This window comes from Trujillonella humicola (genome assembly GCF_046233715.1).
GTDB lineage: Bacteria > Actinomycetota > Actinomycetes > Mycobacteriales > Geodermatophilaceae > Trujillonella > Trujillonella humicola.
Window position 1 is genome coordinate 23,047 of the sequence record NZ_JBJNRJ010000026.1, and the last position, 16,838, is coordinate 39,884.

Below are 16,838 nucleotides of genomic sequence, written 5' to 3' on the forward strand. Positions count from 1 at the left end.
GCTCAGCTATTGACGGCTCGCGGAAATCCCGGCGACCATCTGTCGACGGATGTGGTCCGGCCCACTCGGGGTCCGCGGCCGCAGGAGGGGAGATCCGGGTGAAGCTGCTGCACGAGCCGCTCAGCGGCCGGTCGCAGGTCGTCCTCGGCGTCGTGGGTGTCATCGGCGTCGGCGTGGTGTGGGAGGTCCTGATCCGCTCGGGCCTGCTCGACGTGGCCGGGCTGCCGCTACCCAGCGGCGTCATCGGCGGCGTGGGCGACCTGCTGCCGGACGAGACCTTCTGGGACGCCGTCCTGTTCACCCTCGGCGAGTGGATGCTCGGCCTGGCGATCGCCACCGTGGCCGGGGTCCTCGTCGGCGGGCTGATGGGCGCCTTCCGCAGCGTCTTCATCGCCTTCGAGTGGCCGGTCGAGGCATTCCGCGTGCTGCCCTCGGTGGCCGTCGGGCCCATCCTCGTGCTGCTCATCGGCCAGGGGATGCTGCCGCTGGCGCTGACCGTGGCGCTCTCCTGCGTCTGGCCGATCCTGCTCAACACCATGTACGGCGTCCGGAGCACCGACACCACCGCGGTGATGACGGCGAAGAGCTTCGGCAGCAGCGACCTCGCCGTCCTGCGCACGGTGAAGATCCCCAGCACCCTGCCGTTCGCCTTCACCGGCGTCCGCATCGCCGCCTCCATCGGCCTGATCGTGGCCGTGAGCGCCGAGCTGCTCATCGGCAGCGGGGTGGGCATCGGCGGGTACATCCTCGCCAACACGGCCAACGCCACCAACCTGGACCTCGTCTACGCCGCGACGCTCGTCGCCGGTCTCCTCGGCGTCGTGGTCAACCTGGTCATGGCCAAGCTCGACGACGTCGTCTTCGGCTGGAAGAAGGGGCTGGCGCAGTGACCGTTCAGCAGGGCGACAAGATCCACGCTCCGCTCGGCGCGCCGGAGTCGGAGGCCGTCGAGGTGCGCGCCGCCGTCCCCGCACCCCCGCGCGCCAGGAGCCGCGGCGGCATCCCGTGGGCGGTCAAGGTGCTGCTGCGGCTGGTCGTCCCGGCGGCCATCCTCGGCGTCTGGTACCTGATCTCGCAGGGGGAGCGGTCCGGCCTGTTCGTCAGGGACCCGCTGACCTCCTTCCAGCGGTTCGCCGACGACTTCCTCTCCGGTGACGCCTCCCGGTTCTTCCTGGGTGACGCCACCTTCGACCACCTGTTCCCGAGCGTGGGGCGGGCGCTGACGGGTCTGGCGCTCGCCATCGTCGTCGGCGTGACCATCGGCGTCGTGCTGGGCCTCTCGCCGGTGCTCACCGCGCTGTTCCAGCCGCTGGTGCACCTCGGCCGCTCCCTGCCGAGCCCGGCCCTGATCGGGGTCTTCTTCTTCCTGTTCGGCACCGGCGACTCGCCGAAGATCTTCCTGATCGCCTTCAGCGTCGTCTGGCCGATCCTGCTCAACACCATCGACGGGGTCAGCTCGATCGGGCAGACCCGGGCTCAGGCGGCGCAGATCTTCCGCATCCCCGGCCGCGACGTGCTGCTGCACATCGTCCTGCCCGGGGCCGCTCCCAAGATCTTCGCGGGTATCCGGACCTCGCTGTCGTTCTCCCTGATCCTGATGATCATCTCGGAGCTGATGCGGTCCGAGAACGGGCTGGGCTACCAGCTCATCCAGTCCCAGCGGACCTTCGACTACGCCGGCTTCTGGTCGGTCCTCATCGTCCTGGTGATCCTCGGCGTGGTCTTCAACTTCATCTTCCTGGCAATCGAGCGACGCGTGCTCGCCTGGCACCGAGGAGCGACCCAGCAGAATGACTGAGACCAGCGTGACCCCCACCGCCTCCAGCGCCGAGCTCCTGCTCGACGGCGTCTCCCGCAGCTACGGCGACAACCTCGCCGTCCGCAGCATCAGCGCCGAGGTCCCCGCCTCGAAGATCAGCGTGATCGTCGGCCCGTCGGGCTGCGGCAAGTCGACGCTGCTGCGCATCATCTCCGGCCTCGACGAGCCCACCGCCGGCCGCGTCGAGTTCGAGGGCACGCCCGTGAAGGGCGTCCCCGAGGGCCTGGCGATGGTCTTCCAGGACTACTCGCGCTCGCTGTTCCCCTGGATGCGGGTGGACAAGAACGTCGCCTTCCCGATCAAGCACCTGCCGGCCAAGGAGCGGGCCGAGCGCGTGCGCTTCGCCATCGAGGAGGTCGGACTGTCGGGCAAGGAGAAGCTCTACCCCTGGCAGATGTCGGGCGGCATGCAGCAGCGCGTGGCCATCGCCCGCGCCCTGGCCAGCCACCCGAAGCTGCTGCTGATGGACGAGCCCTACGCCTCGGTCGACGCGCAGACCCGCGCCGACCTCGAGGACCTGCTCATGCGGATCCAGGCGGAACTCGGCATCACGGTGCTCGTGGTCACCCACGACATCGACGAGAGCGTCTACCTCGCCGACCGGATCATCGTGCTGTCCGCGCCGCCGAGCGTCGTCGCCGAGGTGATCGACGTCGACCTGCCCCGGCCGCGCGACCACATCACCACCAAGACCGACCCGCGGTTCGTCGAGATCCGCGGGCACGTGACCCGGCTGCTGCGCGGCAAGGAGGCGGCGGCGCACGGCGCCGCCTGACCGCCAGGTCGCGGCTCGGTCACGTTCCGGCCACCTGATTGACACGCCCCGGTCGCCCCGACCAGGCTCGTAAAGACCATTTAGCGCTCAGATTCTGAGTCCGGAGGTATCGACATGAAGTTCCGTGGTGCGATCGCAGGCGCGACCGCCTTCGCCATGCTGGGCCTCGCCGCGTGCGGTGGGGACGACGACGGCGGCAACGGCAACGGCGCCGCCGGTGGCGGCGGCTCGGCCGACGGCGAGCTGGAGACCACCGAGGTCACCGTGGGCGCGCTCCCGCTGGCCGACTACTCCGCCCTCTACTGGGCGCAGGAGAACGGCTTCTTCGAGGAGGAGGGCCTGACGGTCACCCTCGAGCCGGTCCAGGGCGGCCCGCAGGCCGCGCAGAACGTGGCCACCGGCGAGCTCGACATGAGCTTCTCCAACACGATCTCGACCTCGATCGCCGCGCAGAGCGGGCTGCCGATCCAGACCGTCGTCCTCACCAGCGCCCTGGGCGCCGGCGGCCTGTCGGTCTACGTCACCCCCGACTCCGACATCCAGTCGCTCGAGGACCTCGACGGCGCCACGATCGGCATCAACGCCACCAACAACATCGGTGACGTGACGCTGCGCAACCTGCTCAGCGAGGAGGGCCTGGACGACGTCGAGCCGACGTTCGTCGAGGTGCCCTTCCCCGAGATGCTCTCCGGTGTCCAGGCCGGGTCGATCGACGTCGGCTACTCGCCCGAGCCGTTCTCCTCGGCCGCCCTCGAGGCGGGCATGCGCGAGATCGTCGACCTGACCGCCCCCGACGGTCCGAACGACGGCCTGGCGGTGTCGAACTTCATCGCCAGCGACCAGTTCATCGAGTCCAACCCGAACACGGTCGCCGCCTTCGCCCGCGCGATGTACGCCGCCGGCGAGGACATCATGGCCAACGAGGCCGCGTGGCGGGAGTGGCTGCCGACGATCGCCCAGGTCTCCCCGGAGGTCGCGGCGGGGATCGCGATGCCGGAGTTCCTGACCGAGACCGACGTCGAGCGCATCCGCGAGGTCACCGACATCCTGGTCGAGCAGGGGCTGCTCGAGGACGGCTACGACCCGGCCGACGACACCTTCGTCGCCGAGGGCTGAGCCGCCGATGACCACCCGTGCCGCTGACGCCTCCCCGGCTCGCGGGGCCGCCGGCCCGTCCGGCGACCCCGGGCTCCGGGTGGCCCTGCTGGGCCACGGCGCCATCGGCCGGGTGGTCGCCCGGGAGCTCCTCGCCGGCGCGGTGGACGGCGCCACCCTGGCGTGCGTCGTCACCCGCTCGCCGGCCGGGGAGCTCCCGGTCCCGCAGCTGTCGCTGACCGAGGCGGTCGCCGTCGCCGACGTCGTGGTGGAGTGCGCCGGCCCGGCCGCCCTGGTCGAGGTGGTCGAGCCGGTGCTGGCCGCCGGCCGCGACCTCGTCGTCAGCTCGGTGGCCGGCCTGCTCGACCCCCGCCTCGCCGGCCGGCTGGGCGAGCTCGGTCCCGGCCGGCTGCGGTGCACCCACGGCGCGCTGGGCGGGCTGGACCTGCTGGCCTCGGCCGCCGCCGTGGGCGGGCTGGAACGTGCCGTGCTGCGCACCACCAAGAAGCCGCACGCCCTCGTGCAGCCCTGGATGGACGAGGCCGAGGCCCGCCGCGTGGCCGATGCCACGGCCGACGTGCTCGTCTTCGCCGGCACCCCGGCCGAGGCCGCGCGGCTGTTCCCGCAGTCGCTCAACGTGGCCGCGGCCCTGGCGCTGGCGGTCGGCGACCCCGGGGTCGTGACCGTCGAGCTGCACGCCGATCCGGCGGCCGACCTCACCACGCACCGCATCGAGGCGTCGGGGCCGCAGGGTTCCTACGCGTTCGAGGTGCAGAACCGCCCGAGCCCGGACAACCCGCGCACGAGCGCGGTCGTGCCGTACTCGATCCTGCGCACCCTCAGCGGGCTCACCGCCCGACCCCCGCTGATCGCCTGATGGAGGACCTCCCCGCCCGGCAGCCCGCCGTCCCCCGGCGGGCTCCCTCGGGGAGGCCGGACGTCGCCGGACTCCGGACAGGTCCCCGCCCCGCCCCTCTTGACCGTGGCCGGGGCCACTCCTACTCTCGTCCATAGATCTCTGAGCGCTAAGAAGATGAGCCCTCAGAGGGGCCACATCCCGGAGGAGCACCATGACCGACCTCGACCTCGAGCGGGCCGTGCCGCGCGTCCCCGCGGAGCGGTCGCCGGCCGTCGACGCCCTCCAGGCGTCGCTGCGCGACGAGATCCCGGTCGCCGGCCGCTGGCAGCGGGGGAGCGGTGAGCTCATCGAGTCGGTCGACCCGGCCACCGGCAAGGTCTTCGCCACGCTGCACGCAGCCACCGTCGACGACGTCGACCGCGCGGTCCGCGGCGGCCTGCGGGCGGCCGAGGAGTCCGGCTGGACGGCGATGCTGCCGCACGAGCGCGCCCGCGTCCTGTACCGCATCGGCGAGGCCCTCGAGCGCGACGCCGACACCGTCTCGGCGCTGCAGACGCTCGACACCGGCAAGACCCGCGGCGAGACCCGGGCGCTGTGCCTGAGCGCGGCCAACACCTTCCGCTACATGGCCGCGACGCTGGAGACCATGGTCGGGGACATCACCCCCTCCCGCGGCGAGTACCTCACCTTCGCCACGTGGGAGCCCATGGGCGTCGTCGGTGCCATCACCCCGTGGAACTCCCCGATCGCCAGCGACGCGCAGAAGATCGCCCCCGCGCTGGCCGCCGGCAACGCCGTCGTCTCCAAGCCGCCGGTGTGGGCGCCGTGGGTCACCCTCCACCTCGCCCGGCTGGCCGAGGAGGCGGGGCTGCCCGCCGGCCTGCTCTCGGTGCTCCCCGGCGCCGGCCGGACCGTGGGCGAGGCGCTGGTCGCCCACCCGCAGATCTCCAAGATCACCTTCACCGGGGGCACCACCACCGGCAAGCACCTCGGCGAGGTCGCCGCCCGCAAGGTCATGCCGGTGACCCTGGAGCTGGGCGGCAAGTCCCCGACGATGGTCTTCCCCGACGCCGACCTCGACCAGGCGGTGGCCGGGGTGGTCTACGGGATCTTCAGCTCCACCGGCCAGAGCTGCATCGCCGGCTCGCGCGTCTTCTTGCACCGCGAGATCGCCGACGAGTTCACCGCCCGCCTGGTCGCGGCCACCGAGGGGCTCGTCGTCGGCCCCGGTGACGACCCGCGCACCCACGTGGCGCCGATGATCACCCACTCGCACCGGGACGGCGTGGCCCGCATGGTCGACGACGCCGTGGCCGCCGGCGCGACCGTGCTCACCGGCGGGCGGGTGCCCGACACCGACGAGCTCGCCGCCGGCGCCTACTACCCCCCGACGATCCTCACCGGCGTCGCCAACGACGCGCGGATCTGCCAGGAGGAGGTCTTCGGCCCGGTCGCGGTGCTGCTGACCTTCGACGACGAGGACGACCTGGTCGCCCAGGCCAACGACACCGTCTTCGGCCTGGCGGCCGGCATCTGGACCCGGGACTTCCCCCGAGCCTGGCGGGTGGCCCGCGCGGTCAAGGCCGGCACGGTCTGGGTGAACACGTACAAGCAGTTCAGCATCTCCACCCCGTTCACCGGGCTCAAGGAGAGCGGGATCGGCCTGGAGAAGGGCCGCGACGGGATCCGCTCGTACATGCACCAGAAGTCCATCTACGTCGACGTCAGCGGACGCCCGCTCCCGTGGGGCGCCCCGGGAGGGTTCGAGCGATGAGCACGAGCACGCAGATCAGCGGCGCGCACCCCTACAGCCCGGCGTTCGCCGTCGGCGACCTGGCCTTCGTGTCCGGCGCGCTGTCGGTGGACCCCGACGGGGTCGCCGTCCCCGGCCGCACGGAGGCCATCGAGGCCGCCACCGCCCGGCTCACCGAGCGGCTGGAGACTGTCGGCATGCGCCTGGCCGACGTCGTGAAGACGACGTACTTCGTGACCGACCTCAGCCTGCGCGCCGAGGCCAACGCCCACTACCAGCAGGTGTTCGCCGAGCCCCGCCCGGCGCGCAGCTTCGTCGAGGTGGCGGGCCTGCCCTACGGGGCGACCGTCGAGATCGAGGCGATCGCGCACCGCGGTCGCGCCCACTGACCCGAGATCCGTCCCGACTCAACCGGAGGAGAACCGCAGTGACCACCGAGCAGACCACCACCCCCGAGCAGGGCACGCCGGCAGCGGGCGCGGACCTCGAGCAGCTCATCGACTCGTGCCTGGCCACCGCGGAGAGCCGCTACGAGGACTGGGACACCCTGGGCTTCCAGGCGGCCAAGGGCGGCGACAAGTTCAAGCGCGCCCAGATCCGCTACATCGGCTCCGGCGCCACCGGCGACCACACGACCGACAACCGCATCCTGCAGGCCGAGCACTTCACCTTCTCGAACATGCTGCTGCCGTCCGGCTGCGTGGGCCCCGAGCACACCCACCACGACGTGGAGGAGGTCTTCTACGTCCTCCAGGGGAAGGTCGAGTTCGCCGTCCACGACGTCGAGGACGGCACCAAGAAGGCCACCCGCGTCCTGGGCTACCGCGACCTCCTGCGGGTGCCGGCCGGCGTCCCCCGCTCGCTGCGGACGGTCAGCGAGGAGGACGCCCTGATCTGCGTGATCATCGGCACCCCCAAGCCGCAGCTGCCGACCTACCCGCCGTCCTCGGAGATGTACGGCGTCACGCGCTGACCCCCACCGCGAACCACCAGAGCTGAGGAGTCCGGGCATGGAGAGGAACCTCGCCGGCGAGGACGGGCGGCACACCCTGCGCGTCCAGCAGAAGACCTACGAGGCCGACGGCATCACGAGCGTCACGCTGGTCGACCCCGCGGGCGGCGCCCTGCCGACCTGGAAGCCGGGTGCCCACCTGGCGCTGCACCTGCCCAACGGGCTGCTGCGCGAGTACTCGCTGTGCTCGGACCCCTCGGACTCCTCGCGCTGGACCGTCGCGGTGCTGCGGACGCCGGACTCGCGCGGCGGCAGCACCTGCGTGCACGACGCGCTCTCGGTCGGTGCGCACGTGCAGGTCGACGGCCCGCGCAACGCCTTCCACCTCGAGGAGGCGCCCAAGCACTTCCTCATCGCCGGTGGCATCGGGATCACGCCGATCATCACCATGGCCCGCGAGCTGCAGTCCCGCGGCGCCGACTGGGCGATGCTCTACACCGGCCGCAGCCGGCAGACGATGGCGTTCCTCGACGCCGTCTCGGCGCTGCCGCGCGAGCGGGTGCACGTGCACGTCGACGAGGAGAACGGGCGCTACCCCGACCTCAAGGCGATCCTGCACAGCCAGGACCCGCGCACCCTCGTCTACTGCTGCGGGCCGACCCCGCTGATGGACGCCGTGGCCGAGGCGATGGAGGACCCGTCCCTGCTGCGGCTCGAGCGGTTCAAGGCGCCCGAGCGGGTCGTCGCCGAGGACGAGACCGACGAGGCCTTCGACGTCGTCCTCGCCTCCAGCGGGGAGCGGATCCCGGTCGGCGCGGACGTGTCGGTGCTGCAGGCGCTGGAGGACGCCGGCGTGCCGGTCGAGTCCTCCTGCACCGAGGGCATCTGCGGCACCTGCGAGACGACGGTGGTCAGCGGCGACGTCGACCACCGGGACTTCCTCATGAGCGCCGAGGAGCACGAGGCGGCCGGGACGATGATGGTCTGCGTCTCCCGCTGCCGCTCCCGCGAGCTCGTCCTCGACCTCTAGCGCCCCGCCCCCTCCCGCCGAATTGGCCACTTCGGCGAGGGGGCCGCCCCCGGTCTCCCGCCGAAGTGACCACTTCGGCGAAGAGGGACCACCGCCAGCACCTCACACCCCAGGAGACGACGTCATGAGCGACCACCGCGTGCACTACGCCGACGAGCCGGTCGTCCGGCTGATGGCCCTGCGCTCGGTCACCCTCGGGGTGCCCGACCCGGCGACGTCGCGGGACTTCTACAGCGAGGCCTGGGGCCTGGGGGTCAGCGACGCCGACGACGACGCCGGCCGGTTCTGGCTGCGCGGCACCGGCGAGGAGCACCACGTCCTCGAGCTGCAGAAGACCGAGCAGAACTCGCTCGGCGGGGTCAGCTTCGCCGTCGGCACCCGCCGCGAGATCGACGACGCCGCCCGCCGGCTCACCGACCTGGGCATCCCGCTGCTGCGCGAGCCCGGCCCCTACGACGACGCCGCCGGCGGCTACGGCCTGGCGCTGGTCGACCCCGAGGGGCGGATCGTCGAGCTGGCCGCCGACGTGCACGCCGTCGTCCGCCGGGACCAGGGCGGCTACGCGGCACTGCCGAAGAAGCTCGCCCACGTCGTCCTCAACACCGTCGACATCGACCGCGCCACCGCCTTCTACTGCCAGGTGCTGGGCATGCGGATCTCCGACTGGTCGGAGCACCAGATGTCGTTCCTGCGGTGCAACCCCGAGCACCACGTCATCGCCTTCAACCAGGCGCCGTGGACGTCGATCAACCACGTCGCCTACGAGATGGCGTCGGTCGACCACTTCATGCGCGGCATCGGCAGCCTCAAGGTCGCCGGCGTGACGCCGCAGTGGGGCCCGGGCCGGCACGGTCCCGGCGACAACACGTTCTCCTACTACACCGACCCCGCGCAGCTGGTCTGCGAGTACACCTCCGAGGTCATCCAGGTCGACGAGGACTCCTGGCTGTGCCGCACCTGGCGGCGCACCCCGGAGCTGTCCGACCAGTGGCGCACCGCCGGCCCGCCCACCACCTCGGTGCGCTCGGCGATGGCCGGCGTCCCCGACGCCGGCGCGCGCGGGCTGGTCGACACCAAGCCGGAGTACTTCCTGCCCGTGTCGGCCGACAACGGCGCCGGGCTGGGCGTCGGGGTCGAGGCCTGACGTGACCGCACCCGCCCGCACCCGCCTGGCCGGGGGCATCGCCGTCACCGACCAGGGGAGCGGCCGGCCGGTCCTCCTCCTGCACGGCATCGGCGGCAGCGCGGCCTCGTGCGCCGGGCTGTCCGCCGAGCTGGCCGCCGCCGGCGCCCGGGCCATCGCCTGGGACGCCCCGGGCTACGGGGAGTCCGCCGACCCGGCCGGACCGGACGACGCCGACCTGCCCGCCCGCGTCGTGGCGCTGCTCGACGAGCTGGGCCTGGACCGCGTCGACCTCTTCGGCACCTCCTGGGGCGGCGTCATCGCCACCGTCGTGGCCGCCCGGCACCCCGAGCGGGTGCGCACCCTGGTGCTGGCCGACTCCACCCGCGGGTCGGGCACCAGCCCCGAGCGGGCGGTGGCCATGCGGCTGCGGGTCGCCGACCTCGCCGACGCCGGCGCCGAGGCCTTCGCCGCCCAGCGTGCGCCGCGGCTGGTGGCCCCCGGCTGCGACCCGGAGGTGGCCGAGGCCGTGCGCGCCGAGATGGCGCGGGTGCGGCTGCCGGGGTACGCCGGCGCCGCGGAGTTCATGGCCGCCACCGACACCGCCGCGCTGCTGCCGTCCATCGCCGTCCCGACGCTGGTGCTGGTGGGCGAGCACGACGTGGTCACCGGCGTCGAGGAGTCCCGGCTGCTGGCGCAGCGCATCCCCGGCGCCCGCCTGGTCGTCGTCCCCGGGGCCGGCCACGCCGCGCTCACCGAGCGGCCCGCCGAGGTGGCCCGCGCGGTGCTCGACCTGTGGGAGACGGCGTGAGCCGCCTGAGCGTCGTCACCGGCGCCGCCCGCGGGCTGGGCCGGGTCATCGCCGAGACCCTCGCCGCCGAGGGCGACCGGCTCGTGCTCTGCGACATCCGCGGCGAGCTGCTGGAGCAGACCGCCGCCGAGCTGCGGTCCGGCGGCGCCGAGGTGACCGCGCTGACCGTCGACATCGCCGACCCCCACTCGGTGGCCGCGCTCGCCGCGTGCACCGAGTCACTCGGCGGCGTCGACGCGCTGGTGAACAACGCCGCGCTGGCCGACGGCGTCGGCGGCGACGCGTTCTGGGAGCTCGACGTCGAGGCCTTCCGCCGCATCATGACCGTCAACGCCCTGGGCACCTGGCAGGTCTCGGCGCGGCTGGTCCCGCAGATGCTGGACAAGGGCGCCGGCGCGATCGTCCACGTCGCCTCCGACACCGCCATCTACGGCTCGCCGAAGCTGGTGCACTACGTCGGCTCCAAGGGCGCGGTCATGGCGATGACCCGCACCATGGCCCGCGACGCCGGCCCGCACGGCGTCCGGGTGAACGCCGTCGCCCCCGGGCTGATCCGCGTGGAGGCGACCGAGACCGTGCCCGACCACCGGTTCCGGCTCTACGCCGAGAACCGGGTGCTCCCGCGCGAGCAGACCCCGCAGGACGTCGCCGACCTCGTCGCCTACCTGCTGTCCGACCGGGCCGGGTACGTCACCGGCCAGGTCGTGGCGGTCGACGGTGGCTTCGTGATGCCGCAGTGACCGCCGTCATCCGGGCAGAAGTGCACTTCTGCACCGGGCAGAAGTGCACTTCTGCCCACGAGGGGAGAGGCTGAGATGGACCTCCAGCTGAGCGGGCGCACGGTCGTCGTGACCGGGGCGAGCTCCGGCGTCGGCCTGGCCACCACCCGCATGCTCGTCGCCGAGGGCGCCGCGGTCGTGGCCTCCGCCCGCGACCTCGACCGCCTGCAGGCCGCCGTCGGTGCGCTGCCCGGCCCCGGCAAGGTGCACGCGGTCGCCTGCGACGTCGTCGACCGCGCCGCGGTGGAGGCGATGGTCGCCGAGGGCGCCGAGGTGTTCGGCGGGGTGGACGGCGTGGTCTGCAACGCCGGCCGCTCGCTGATGGCGCCGATCTCCGACACCAGCGACGAGCAGATCCGCGAGGAGCTCGACCTCAAGGTCTTCGGCGCCTGGAACGTGATCCGCGCCGCCCGGCCGCACCTGGCCGCCTCCGACGCCGCCTCGGTGGTCAACGTCAACGCGATCCTGGCCAAGCAGCCGGAGTCGCGGCTGGCGATCACCTCGGCGGCCCGCGCGGCGCTGCTCAACCTGACCCGGACGCTGTCGGCGGAGCTCGGCCCGGAGGGCATCCGGGTCAACTCGGTCGCGCTCGGGCTGGTCGACACCGGCCAGTGGCGGCGGCGCTACGAGGCCGCCGGGACGGCGCAGAGCTACGAGGAGTGGAGCGCGGAGATCGCCGCCGACCGCGGCATCGCGCTGGGCCGCTTCGGCCGCGCCGAGGAGGTCGCCTTCCCGATCGTCACCCTGCTCTCCCCGCTGTCGTCGTACTGCACCGGCACCACCGTCGACGTCGGCGGCGGCGTCGCCCGCTACCTGTGAGAGGCCTCATGACCAGCGAACGACACCCGACCGGCGGCGACGTCCTCGTCGCCGTGATGAAGCGGCACGGCATCGACACCGCGTTCGGCGTCATCAGCGTGCACAACCTGCCGCTGGTCGAGGCGGTGGCCCGCGAGCTGCGCTTCGTCGAGATGCGCCACGAGGCCGCGGTGGTCAACGCCGCCGACGGCTACGCCCGCGCCACCGGCGGCATCGGCGTCGCGATCACCAGCACCGGCACGGGTGCCGGCAACGCGGCGGGCTCGATGATCGAGGCGCTCACCGCCGGCAGCCGCGTCCTGCACGTAACGGGGCAGATCGACAGCCCGCACTACGACCCGGCGGCGCCGGGGTCCGCGCGCGGGGTCATCCACGAGTTCCCCGGCCAGCGGCAGATGCTCGAGGCGATCTCCGCCTTCGCCGCCACCGTGCCCTCGGCCGACCGCGCCGAGGCCACGCTGGAGGAGGCGATCGCGGCGATCCTGGGCACGCCCGGCGGCCCGGCCAGCGTGGAGTGGCCCTCGGACCTGCAGTACCTCGCCGACCCGGCCACCCAGCAGCCGGTCACCGCCGCGCCGGTGCCCGCCCCGGAGCCCGACGCCGAGGCCCTCGACGCCGCGGCCGCGCTGCTGGCCGCCGCGCACCGCCCGCTGCTGTGGGTCGGCGGCGGCGCGGCCGGGGCGCCGCAGGAGCTCGCCGAGCTCGTGCACCGGCTCGGCGCCGGCGTGCTGACCAGCAACTCCGGCCGGGCGATCGTGCCCGAGGACGACCCGCTGGTCATCGGCAACTTCGCCAGCACCCCGGCCGTCGCCCCGCTCATCGCCGAGGCCGACCTGCTGCTCACCGTCGGCAGCCACTTCCGCTCCAACGAGACGAGGAGCTACGCGCTCGAGCTGCCCAAGCGGCACGTGCAGATCGACGTCGACCCCGCCGCCGTCGGCCGGGTGTACCCCGCCGAGGTCGGCCTGGTCGGCGACGCCCGCGCGGTGCTGGCCGCCCTGCTGGAGCGGCTGCCCGCGGTCGCCACCGAGCCTGGCTGGACCGGGCGGGTGACGGCGGTGCGCGAGCAGGTGCGCGCCGACCTGTTCGGCTACATCGGCGGCTACGCCGAGATCTGCGCCGGGCTGCGCGCGGTGCTGCCGCGGGAGTCCGTCGTCGCCCGCGACGTGACCATCCCGTCGAGCCAGTGGGGCAACCGGCTGCTGGAGTTCTACGACCGGCGCTCGAACGTCTTCCCGCTCGGCGGCGGCATCGGCCAGGGCCTGGCGATGGGCATCGGCGCGGCGCTGGGCCGGCCGGAGGCGCCCACGGTCGTCATGGCCGGCGACGGCGGCCTCGCCGTCCACCTGGGCGAGCTCGCCTCGCTGGCCGGCACGGGCGCGTGGGTCGTCGTCCTGGTCTTCAACGACGGCGGGTACGGCGTCCTGCGCAACATGCAGAAGGCGAACGGCTTCGACGTCACCGGCGTGGACCTGTTCACCCCCGACTTCGAGAAGCTGGCCCACGCCATGTCGATGCCGTACTGGCTGGTGCAGGGGCCCGGCCGGTTCGAGGCCGTGCTCCGCGAGGCGGTCGCCGCCCGCGGGCCGGTGGTCGTGGAGGTCGACGTGACCGCGCTCGACCCGGTGCCCGGCGCCTTCACCCCGCCGGTGCACATCCCGTCCCCGGAAGGGAGCCACTGACGTGACCGACGAGCTGGCCGCCGCAGTCCTGTGCCTGCGCTCGGGCGGTGAGCCCGCCGACTGGTTCCTCGACCAGGTGCACGCCCTCGGCGCCGTGGAGTGGTCGCCCGAGGGCGACCCCGACGACGTCGCCTGGGTGGCCCAGGCCGGCGAGGCGGTGGCGCGCGACGCCGGCGGCGGACCGGTGCACCTGCTCGCCGCCGGGACGGCGGTGCCCCGGGCGCTGCTGCTGGCCGCCCGCCGTCCCGACCTGGTGGTGAGCGTGCTGGCCGCCGACCCGGAGGTGGACGAGGCCGACCCGGCCTACTGGGAGCTGCTCCGCCAGGTGCAGACCCCCACCCTGGTGGTGGTCGCGGCGCCCGAGCCCGACACCGACACCTCGCAGGCGCAGACCGTGGCCGGCGGCGTGTCCAACGGCGTGATGGTGATCGTCGACGGCACCGCGGCCCCGGTGCACCGCAGCAACCCCCGCTCCTTCGCCGAGTGGGTCACCGCGTTCATGTCCATCGCCGAGGGGCTGTCGTCCCTCGAGCCCCAGGCCAGGGAGGAAGCGCATGCCTGAGCAGTACCTGGAAGAGCACCAGACGCACCCGCACCCGATCAGCCCGTACGAGCTCAAGCTCTCCGGCGCGATCATGGAGGTCTTCGGGCGCGGCGTGCACGACCTGCCCGGCCTGGTCGACGGCCTGAACGGCCTCGGCCTCAACGCCCCCGACGGGGGTCCCTGGACCGCGGACTCGCTCCGCGCCGAGATGCGCCGACTGGGAGACTGAGATGACCGACGTCACGACCCCGCCCACCGCCGGGACCGCCGCTCCCGCCCGCCCGCGGGTGGCGAAGACCCCGAAGGTCGTCGGCACCCGCCGCACCCTGTCGGCGGAGGAGCTCGCGGCCACCGGCCTGCGCGACCGCTGGTACCCCATCCTCCCGTCGCGCTTCATCGGCGCCGGCGAGATGAAGAAGGTGACCCGCCTCGGGGTCGACTGGCTGCTGTTCCGCAACGCCCATGGCCGGATCTCGATGCTCGAGGACCGCTGCCCGCACCGCAGCGCCCCGCTGTCGGTCGGCCAGCACCTCGGGGACCGGGTGGCCTGCCGCTACCACGGCGTCCAGGTCGACGGCTCCGGCACCGTGGTCAGCGTGCCGGGCATGCCCGGCTGCGCCCTGGAGGGCAAGAAGGCCACCGTCTCGCTGGCCGTGGTCGAGGCCGCGGACACGATCTTCGCCTTCGTGCCGCTGACCGAGGACTCGCAGCCGACCGAGTTCGCCCTGCCCGACCGGCTGGCCGACGACGCCGTCTCCTGGTTCCCCAACTACGCCGAGTGGGCCGGGCCGTGGCGGTTCTACATGGACAACGTGCTCGACCCGATGCACGGCGCCTTCCTGCACCGCGACTCGCACTCGATGTTCGGGGGCGACACCTCCGCCCGGTTCCGCATCCGGGAGACCGACCGCGGCTTCTTCTTCGAGAAGACCGACCAGCGCGGCGTGAACTTCGACTGGGTCGAGTTCGCCCGGGGGGCGATGGACTACGTCGACCTGGAGATCCCCTACGCGCAGAACGCCGGCCCGGGCGGGACCTTCGGCATCGTCGGCATGGCCACCCCGATCGACGAGCACAACTCGGCGATCTTCCACTGGCGCACCCGCCGGGTGGAGGGCTGGGAGCGGGAGGTGTGGCGCTTCCTGTACCGGACCCGGCTGGAGGCCAAGCACTGGCAGGTGCTCGAGCAGGACCGGATCGTGCTCGAGGCCCTCGCCTCCGACGCCGACGTCGACGAGCACCTCTACCAGCACGACCTCGGCGTCTCCCGGATCCGCCGGATGTACCGCGCCGACGCCCAGGCGCAGGCCGCGCAGCTGGTCGCCGCGGCGAATGGCTGACGGAGGACCCCCTGCCCCGGCGGGGGCCCCGTCGACGGACGGGGCCCCCGCCGAGGAGACCATGCTGCTGACGGTCTTCCTGCGGCACGACCAGTCGCAGGACCTGGTGCAGCAGCGGGACAAGCTCGACGCCGTCGACTGGTGGAACGGCTTCCCGCCCGAGGGCTGCGAGGTCGTCTCCTGGGTGGTCGCCATGGGCGTGGGGCAGATCGTCACCCTGCGGCTCCCGCCGAGGCTGCTGCAGGTGGTGAACGTCGAGCTGGAGCGCCGCGCGTGGGGTGTCTTCCGGACCGACTTCTACCCCACCTACGACTTCCTGCAGACGCGCGAGCGCCTCGTCCGCGAGGCCAACGAGAGGACGGGACGGCCATGAGGGTCGGCGCCGACGGCGTGCCGGAGCCGCCGCGGCCGGGCATGTTCAGCAACGCCCGGGTGCACGGCGACCACTTCTTCCTCTCCGGCATGCACGCCGGCGGGCCGGACGGGCCGGTCGGCGGCGACGACGCCTACCTGCAGGCGGTGGAGACCTTCCGCCGGGTGCGCGCGCTGACCGAGGCCTGCGGCGCGTCGGTCGACGACATCCTCGTGCTGCGGGTCTACCTCACCGACGTCGACGACAAGGTCGCCGTCGGGCGGGCCCGGTCGGAGGTGTTCTCCGGCGACTTCCCGTGCTCGACGCTGATCGGCGTCGCCGCGCTGGTCGACCCGGGCCTCAAGGTCGAGGTCGAGGCGCAGGGCATCAGGGGCAGCGCCTCGTCCTCCTGACCGCCGTCCCCCCTCGACGAGATCTGCACACTCGTCGCCATCGGCGCCTGATGGTGACGACTGTGCAGATCTCGCCGGCGGTCGGGGGTCCGGGTCAGCGCTCGGCGGCGGCCGCGGCCTCGGTCAGGTCCAGGCCCGGCGTGGCCTCCTGCAGGCAGTCGAACAGCCGGCCCAGCAGCCGCGCCAGGTCCTCGCGCTCCTCGGTGGTCAGCCCCTCGAGCATCCGGGACATGTTCTGGAAGTGCAGGTCGGCGGTGCGGTCGACCAGCTCCCGGCCGGCGTCGGTCAGCGAGACGTAGACCATGCGGTGGTCCTCGGGGTCGCGCTCGCGGCGCACGAGGCCGTCCTTCTCCAGCCGCTTCACCCGCAGGGTGAGCCCGCCGGTGGTGACGAGGGTCTGCCGGGCCAGCTCACCGGCCGACAGCCGCTGCTCGGGACCGGACCGGCGCAGCGCGGCGAGGACGTCGAAGCCGGGCTCGGTCGCGCCGGCCTCGGCGAAGCGGTCGCCGATGGCCGAGCGGTACAGCAGGAAGCTGCGGTGCAGGCGCCCGAACACCTGCATCGCCGAGACGTCCAGGCCCGGGCGGACCCGACCCCACTGGCCGATGATCTCCTCGACGGCGTCCCGCGCGCGGGTGCCGACGGCGTCGGTCGCGGTCATGGTCCTCCTCGGGCCGGGCCGGCTGGTGTGT

At 73.3% G+C, this 16,838-nt stretch carries 20 protein-coding genes; 19 read left to right on the forward strand and 1 reads right to left on the reverse strand.

Annotated elements, in window-relative coordinates; translation table 11 throughout:
* The first annotated feature begins 98 nt into the window (after window positions 1-98).
* The 19 genes from ACK586_RS14295 to ACK586_RS14385 all read left to right on the forward strand — a co-directional run bounded on the left by ACK586_RS14295 (window position 99) and on the right by ACK586_RS14385 (window position 16,146).
* Window positions 99-890, forward strand: coding sequence for an ABC transporter permease (locus tag ACK586_RS14295; RefSeq protein WP_409331156.1), 792 nt, complete (start codon window positions 99-101; stop codon window positions 888-890).
* Window positions 887-1,798, forward strand: coding sequence for an ABC transporter permease (locus tag ACK586_RS14300; RefSeq protein ID WP_409331157.1), 912 nt, complete (start codon window positions 887-889; stop codon window positions 1,796-1,798). Before ACK586_RS14295 ends, ACK586_RS14300 begins: the two co-directional genes overlap by 4 nt.
* A complete protein-coding gene (locus ACK586_RS14305) occupies window positions 1,791-2,594 on the forward strand; it encodes an ABC transporter ATP-binding protein (protein WP_409331158.1) in 804 nt (267 codons plus the stop codon). The genes ACK586_RS14300 and ACK586_RS14305 overlap by 8 nt, the downstream gene beginning before the upstream one ends.
* Window positions 2,595-2,708: 114 nt before the next feature.
* Window positions 2,709-3,710 (forward strand): ABC transporter substrate-binding protein, encoded by a 1,002-nt coding sequence (locus ACK586_RS14310; protein WP_409331159.1) that lies wholly within the window; start codon window positions 2,709-2,711, stop codon window positions 3,708-3,710.
* A gap of 7 nt (window positions 3,711-3,717) precedes the next feature.
* Window positions 3,718-4,566 carry an aspartate dehydrogenase domain-containing protein gene (locus tag ACK586_RS14315; protein ID WP_409331160.1) on the forward strand — a complete coding sequence of 283 codons (849 nt, stop codon included), beginning with the start codon at window positions 3,718-3,720 and terminating at the stop codon, window positions 4,564-4,566.
* 193 nt (window positions 4,567-4,759) lie between these two features.
* Window positions 4,760-6,322: an aldehyde dehydrogenase gene (locus ACK586_RS14320; protein WP_409331161.1), complete on the forward strand. Its 1,563-nt coding sequence runs from the start codon at window positions 4,760-4,762 to the stop codon at window positions 6,320-6,322.
* Complete coding sequence (locus ACK586_RS14325) at window positions 6,319-6,690, forward strand: RidA family protein (protein WP_409331162.1); 372 nt, start codon at window positions 6,319-6,321, stop codon at window positions 6,688-6,690. The genes ACK586_RS14320 and ACK586_RS14325 overlap by 4 nt, the downstream gene beginning before the upstream one ends.
* A 38-nt stretch (window positions 6,691-6,728) precedes the next feature.
* A complete protein-coding gene (locus ACK586_RS14330) occupies window positions 6,729-7,274 on the forward strand; it encodes a cupin domain-containing protein (protein ID WP_409331163.1) in 546 nt (181 codons plus the stop codon).
* Window positions 7,275-7,311: 37 nt separating this feature from the next.
* Entirely contained in the window at window positions 7,312-8,283 is a 972-nt protein-coding gene (locus ACK586_RS14335) for a PDR/VanB family oxidoreductase (protein ID WP_409331164.1), read from the forward strand.
* A 124-nt stretch (window positions 8,284-8,407) separates the two neighbouring features.
* Window positions 8,408-9,427 (forward strand): VOC family protein, encoded by a 1,020-nt coding sequence (locus ACK586_RS14340; protein WP_409331165.1) that lies wholly within the window; start codon window positions 8,408-8,410, stop codon window positions 9,425-9,427.
* A gap of 1 nt (window position 9,428) precedes the next feature.
* Entirely contained in the window at window positions 9,429-10,217 is a 789-nt protein-coding gene (locus ACK586_RS14345) for an alpha/beta fold hydrolase (protein ID WP_409331166.1), read from the forward strand.
* Window positions 10,214-10,957, forward strand: coding sequence for an SDR family oxidoreductase (locus ACK586_RS14350; protein WP_409331167.1), 744 nt, complete (start codon window positions 10,214-10,216; stop codon window positions 10,955-10,957). Before ACK586_RS14345 ends, ACK586_RS14350 begins: the two co-directional genes overlap by 4 nt.
* Before the next feature lie 75 nt (window positions 10,958-11,032).
* Window positions 11,033-11,815, forward strand: a complete 783-nt coding sequence (locus ACK586_RS14355; RefSeq protein ID WP_409331168.1) for an SDR family oxidoreductase — start codon at window positions 11,033-11,035, stop codon at window positions 11,813-11,815.
* 8 nt (window positions 11,816-11,823) lie between these two features.
* Complete coding sequence (locus tag ACK586_RS14360; RefSeq protein ID WP_409331169.1) at window positions 11,824-13,497, forward strand: thiamine pyrophosphate-binding protein; 1,674 nt, start codon at window positions 11,824-11,826, stop codon at window positions 13,495-13,497.
* Between the two features lies 1 nt (window position 13,498).
* Window positions 13,499-14,059 carry an alpha/beta fold hydrolase gene (locus tag ACK586_RS14365; RefSeq protein WP_409331170.1) on the forward strand — a complete coding sequence of 187 codons (561 nt, stop codon included), beginning with the start codon at window positions 13,499-13,501 and terminating at the stop codon, window positions 14,057-14,059.
* Entirely contained in the window at window positions 14,052-14,270 is a 219-nt protein-coding gene (locus ACK586_RS14370) for a recombinase-like helix-turn-helix domain-containing protein (RefSeq protein ID WP_409331171.1), read from the forward strand. Before ACK586_RS14365 ends, ACK586_RS14370 begins: the two co-directional genes overlap by 8 nt.
* A 1-nt stretch (window position 14,271) precedes the next feature.
* Complete coding sequence (locus ACK586_RS14375; RefSeq protein WP_409331172.1) at window positions 14,272-15,381, forward strand: Rieske 2Fe-2S domain-containing protein; 1,110 nt, start codon at window positions 14,272-14,274, stop codon at window positions 15,379-15,381.
* Between the two features lie 61 nt (window positions 15,382-15,442).
* Window positions 15,443-15,754, forward strand: a complete 312-nt coding sequence (locus tag ACK586_RS14380) for a hypothetical protein (RefSeq protein WP_409331173.1) — start codon at window positions 15,443-15,445, stop codon at window positions 15,752-15,754.
* Window positions 15,751-16,146, forward strand: a complete 396-nt coding sequence (locus tag ACK586_RS14385; RefSeq protein WP_409331174.1) for a RidA family protein — start codon at window positions 15,751-15,753, stop codon at window positions 16,144-16,146. The genes ACK586_RS14380 and ACK586_RS14385 overlap by 4 nt, the downstream gene beginning before the upstream one ends.
* Window positions 16,147-16,240: 94 nt before the next feature.
* On the opposite strand, the gene ACK586_RS14390 is transcribed toward ACK586_RS14385, so the two are convergent.
* Complete coding sequence (locus ACK586_RS14390) at window positions 16,241-16,807, reverse strand: MarR family winged helix-turn-helix transcriptional regulator (RefSeq protein ID WP_409331175.1); 567 nt, start codon at window positions 16,805-16,807, stop codon at window positions 16,241-16,243.
* Between the last annotated feature and the right edge of the window lie 31 nt (window positions 16,808-16,838).

Coding starts and splice junctions, on each gene's coding strand:
- ACK586_RS14305 (WP_409331158.1), top strand. CDS start 1,791: ATGACTGAGACCAGCGTGACCCCCACCGCCTCCAGCGCCGAGCTCCTG.
- ACK586_RS14310 (WP_409331159.1), top strand. CDS start 2,709: ATGAAGTTCCGTGGTGCGATCGCAGGCGCGACCGCCTTCGCCATGCTG.
- ACK586_RS14315 (WP_409331160.1), top strand. CDS start 3,718: ATGACCACCCGTGCCGCTGACGCCTCCCCGGCTCGCGGGGCCGCCGGC.
- ACK586_RS14320 (WP_409331161.1), top strand. CDS start 4,760: ATGACCGACCTCGACCTCGAGCGGGCCGTGCCGCGCGTCCCCGCGGAG.
- ACK586_RS14325 (WP_409331162.1), top strand. CDS start 6,319: ATGAGCACGAGCACGCAGATCAGCGGCGCGCACCCCTACAGCCCGGCG.
- ACK586_RS14335 (WP_409331164.1), top strand. CDS start 7,312: ATGGAGAGGAACCTCGCCGGCGAGGACGGGCGGCACACCCTGCGCGTC.
- ACK586_RS14340 (WP_409331165.1), top strand. CDS start 8,408: ATGAGCGACCACCGCGTGCACTACGCCGACGAGCCGGTCGTCCGGCTG.
- ACK586_RS14355 (WP_409331168.1), top strand. CDS start 11,033: ATGGACCTCCAGCTGAGCGGGCGCACGGTCGTCGTGACCGGGGCGAGC.
- ACK586_RS14360 (WP_409331169.1), top strand. CDS start 11,824: ATGACCAGCGAACGACACCCGACCGGCGGCGACGTCCTCGTCGCCGTG.
- ACK586_RS14370 (WP_409331171.1), top strand. CDS start 14,052: ATGCCTGAGCAGTACCTGGAAGAGCACCAGACGCACCCGCACCCGATC.
- ACK586_RS14375 (WP_409331172.1), top strand. CDS start 14,272: ATGACCGACGTCACGACCCCGCCCACCGCCGGGACCGCCGCTCCCGCC.
- ACK586_RS14380 (WP_409331173.1), top strand. CDS start 15,443: ATGCTGCTGACGGTCTTCCTGCGGCACGACCAGTCGCAGGACCTGGTG.
- ACK586_RS14385 (WP_409331174.1), top strand. CDS start 15,751: ATGAGGGTCGGCGCCGACGGCGTGCCGGAGCCGCCGCGGCCGGGCATG.
- ACK586_RS14390 (WP_409331175.1), bottom strand. CDS start 16,807: ATGACCGCGACCGACGCCGTCGGCACCCGCGCGCGGGACGCCGTCGAG.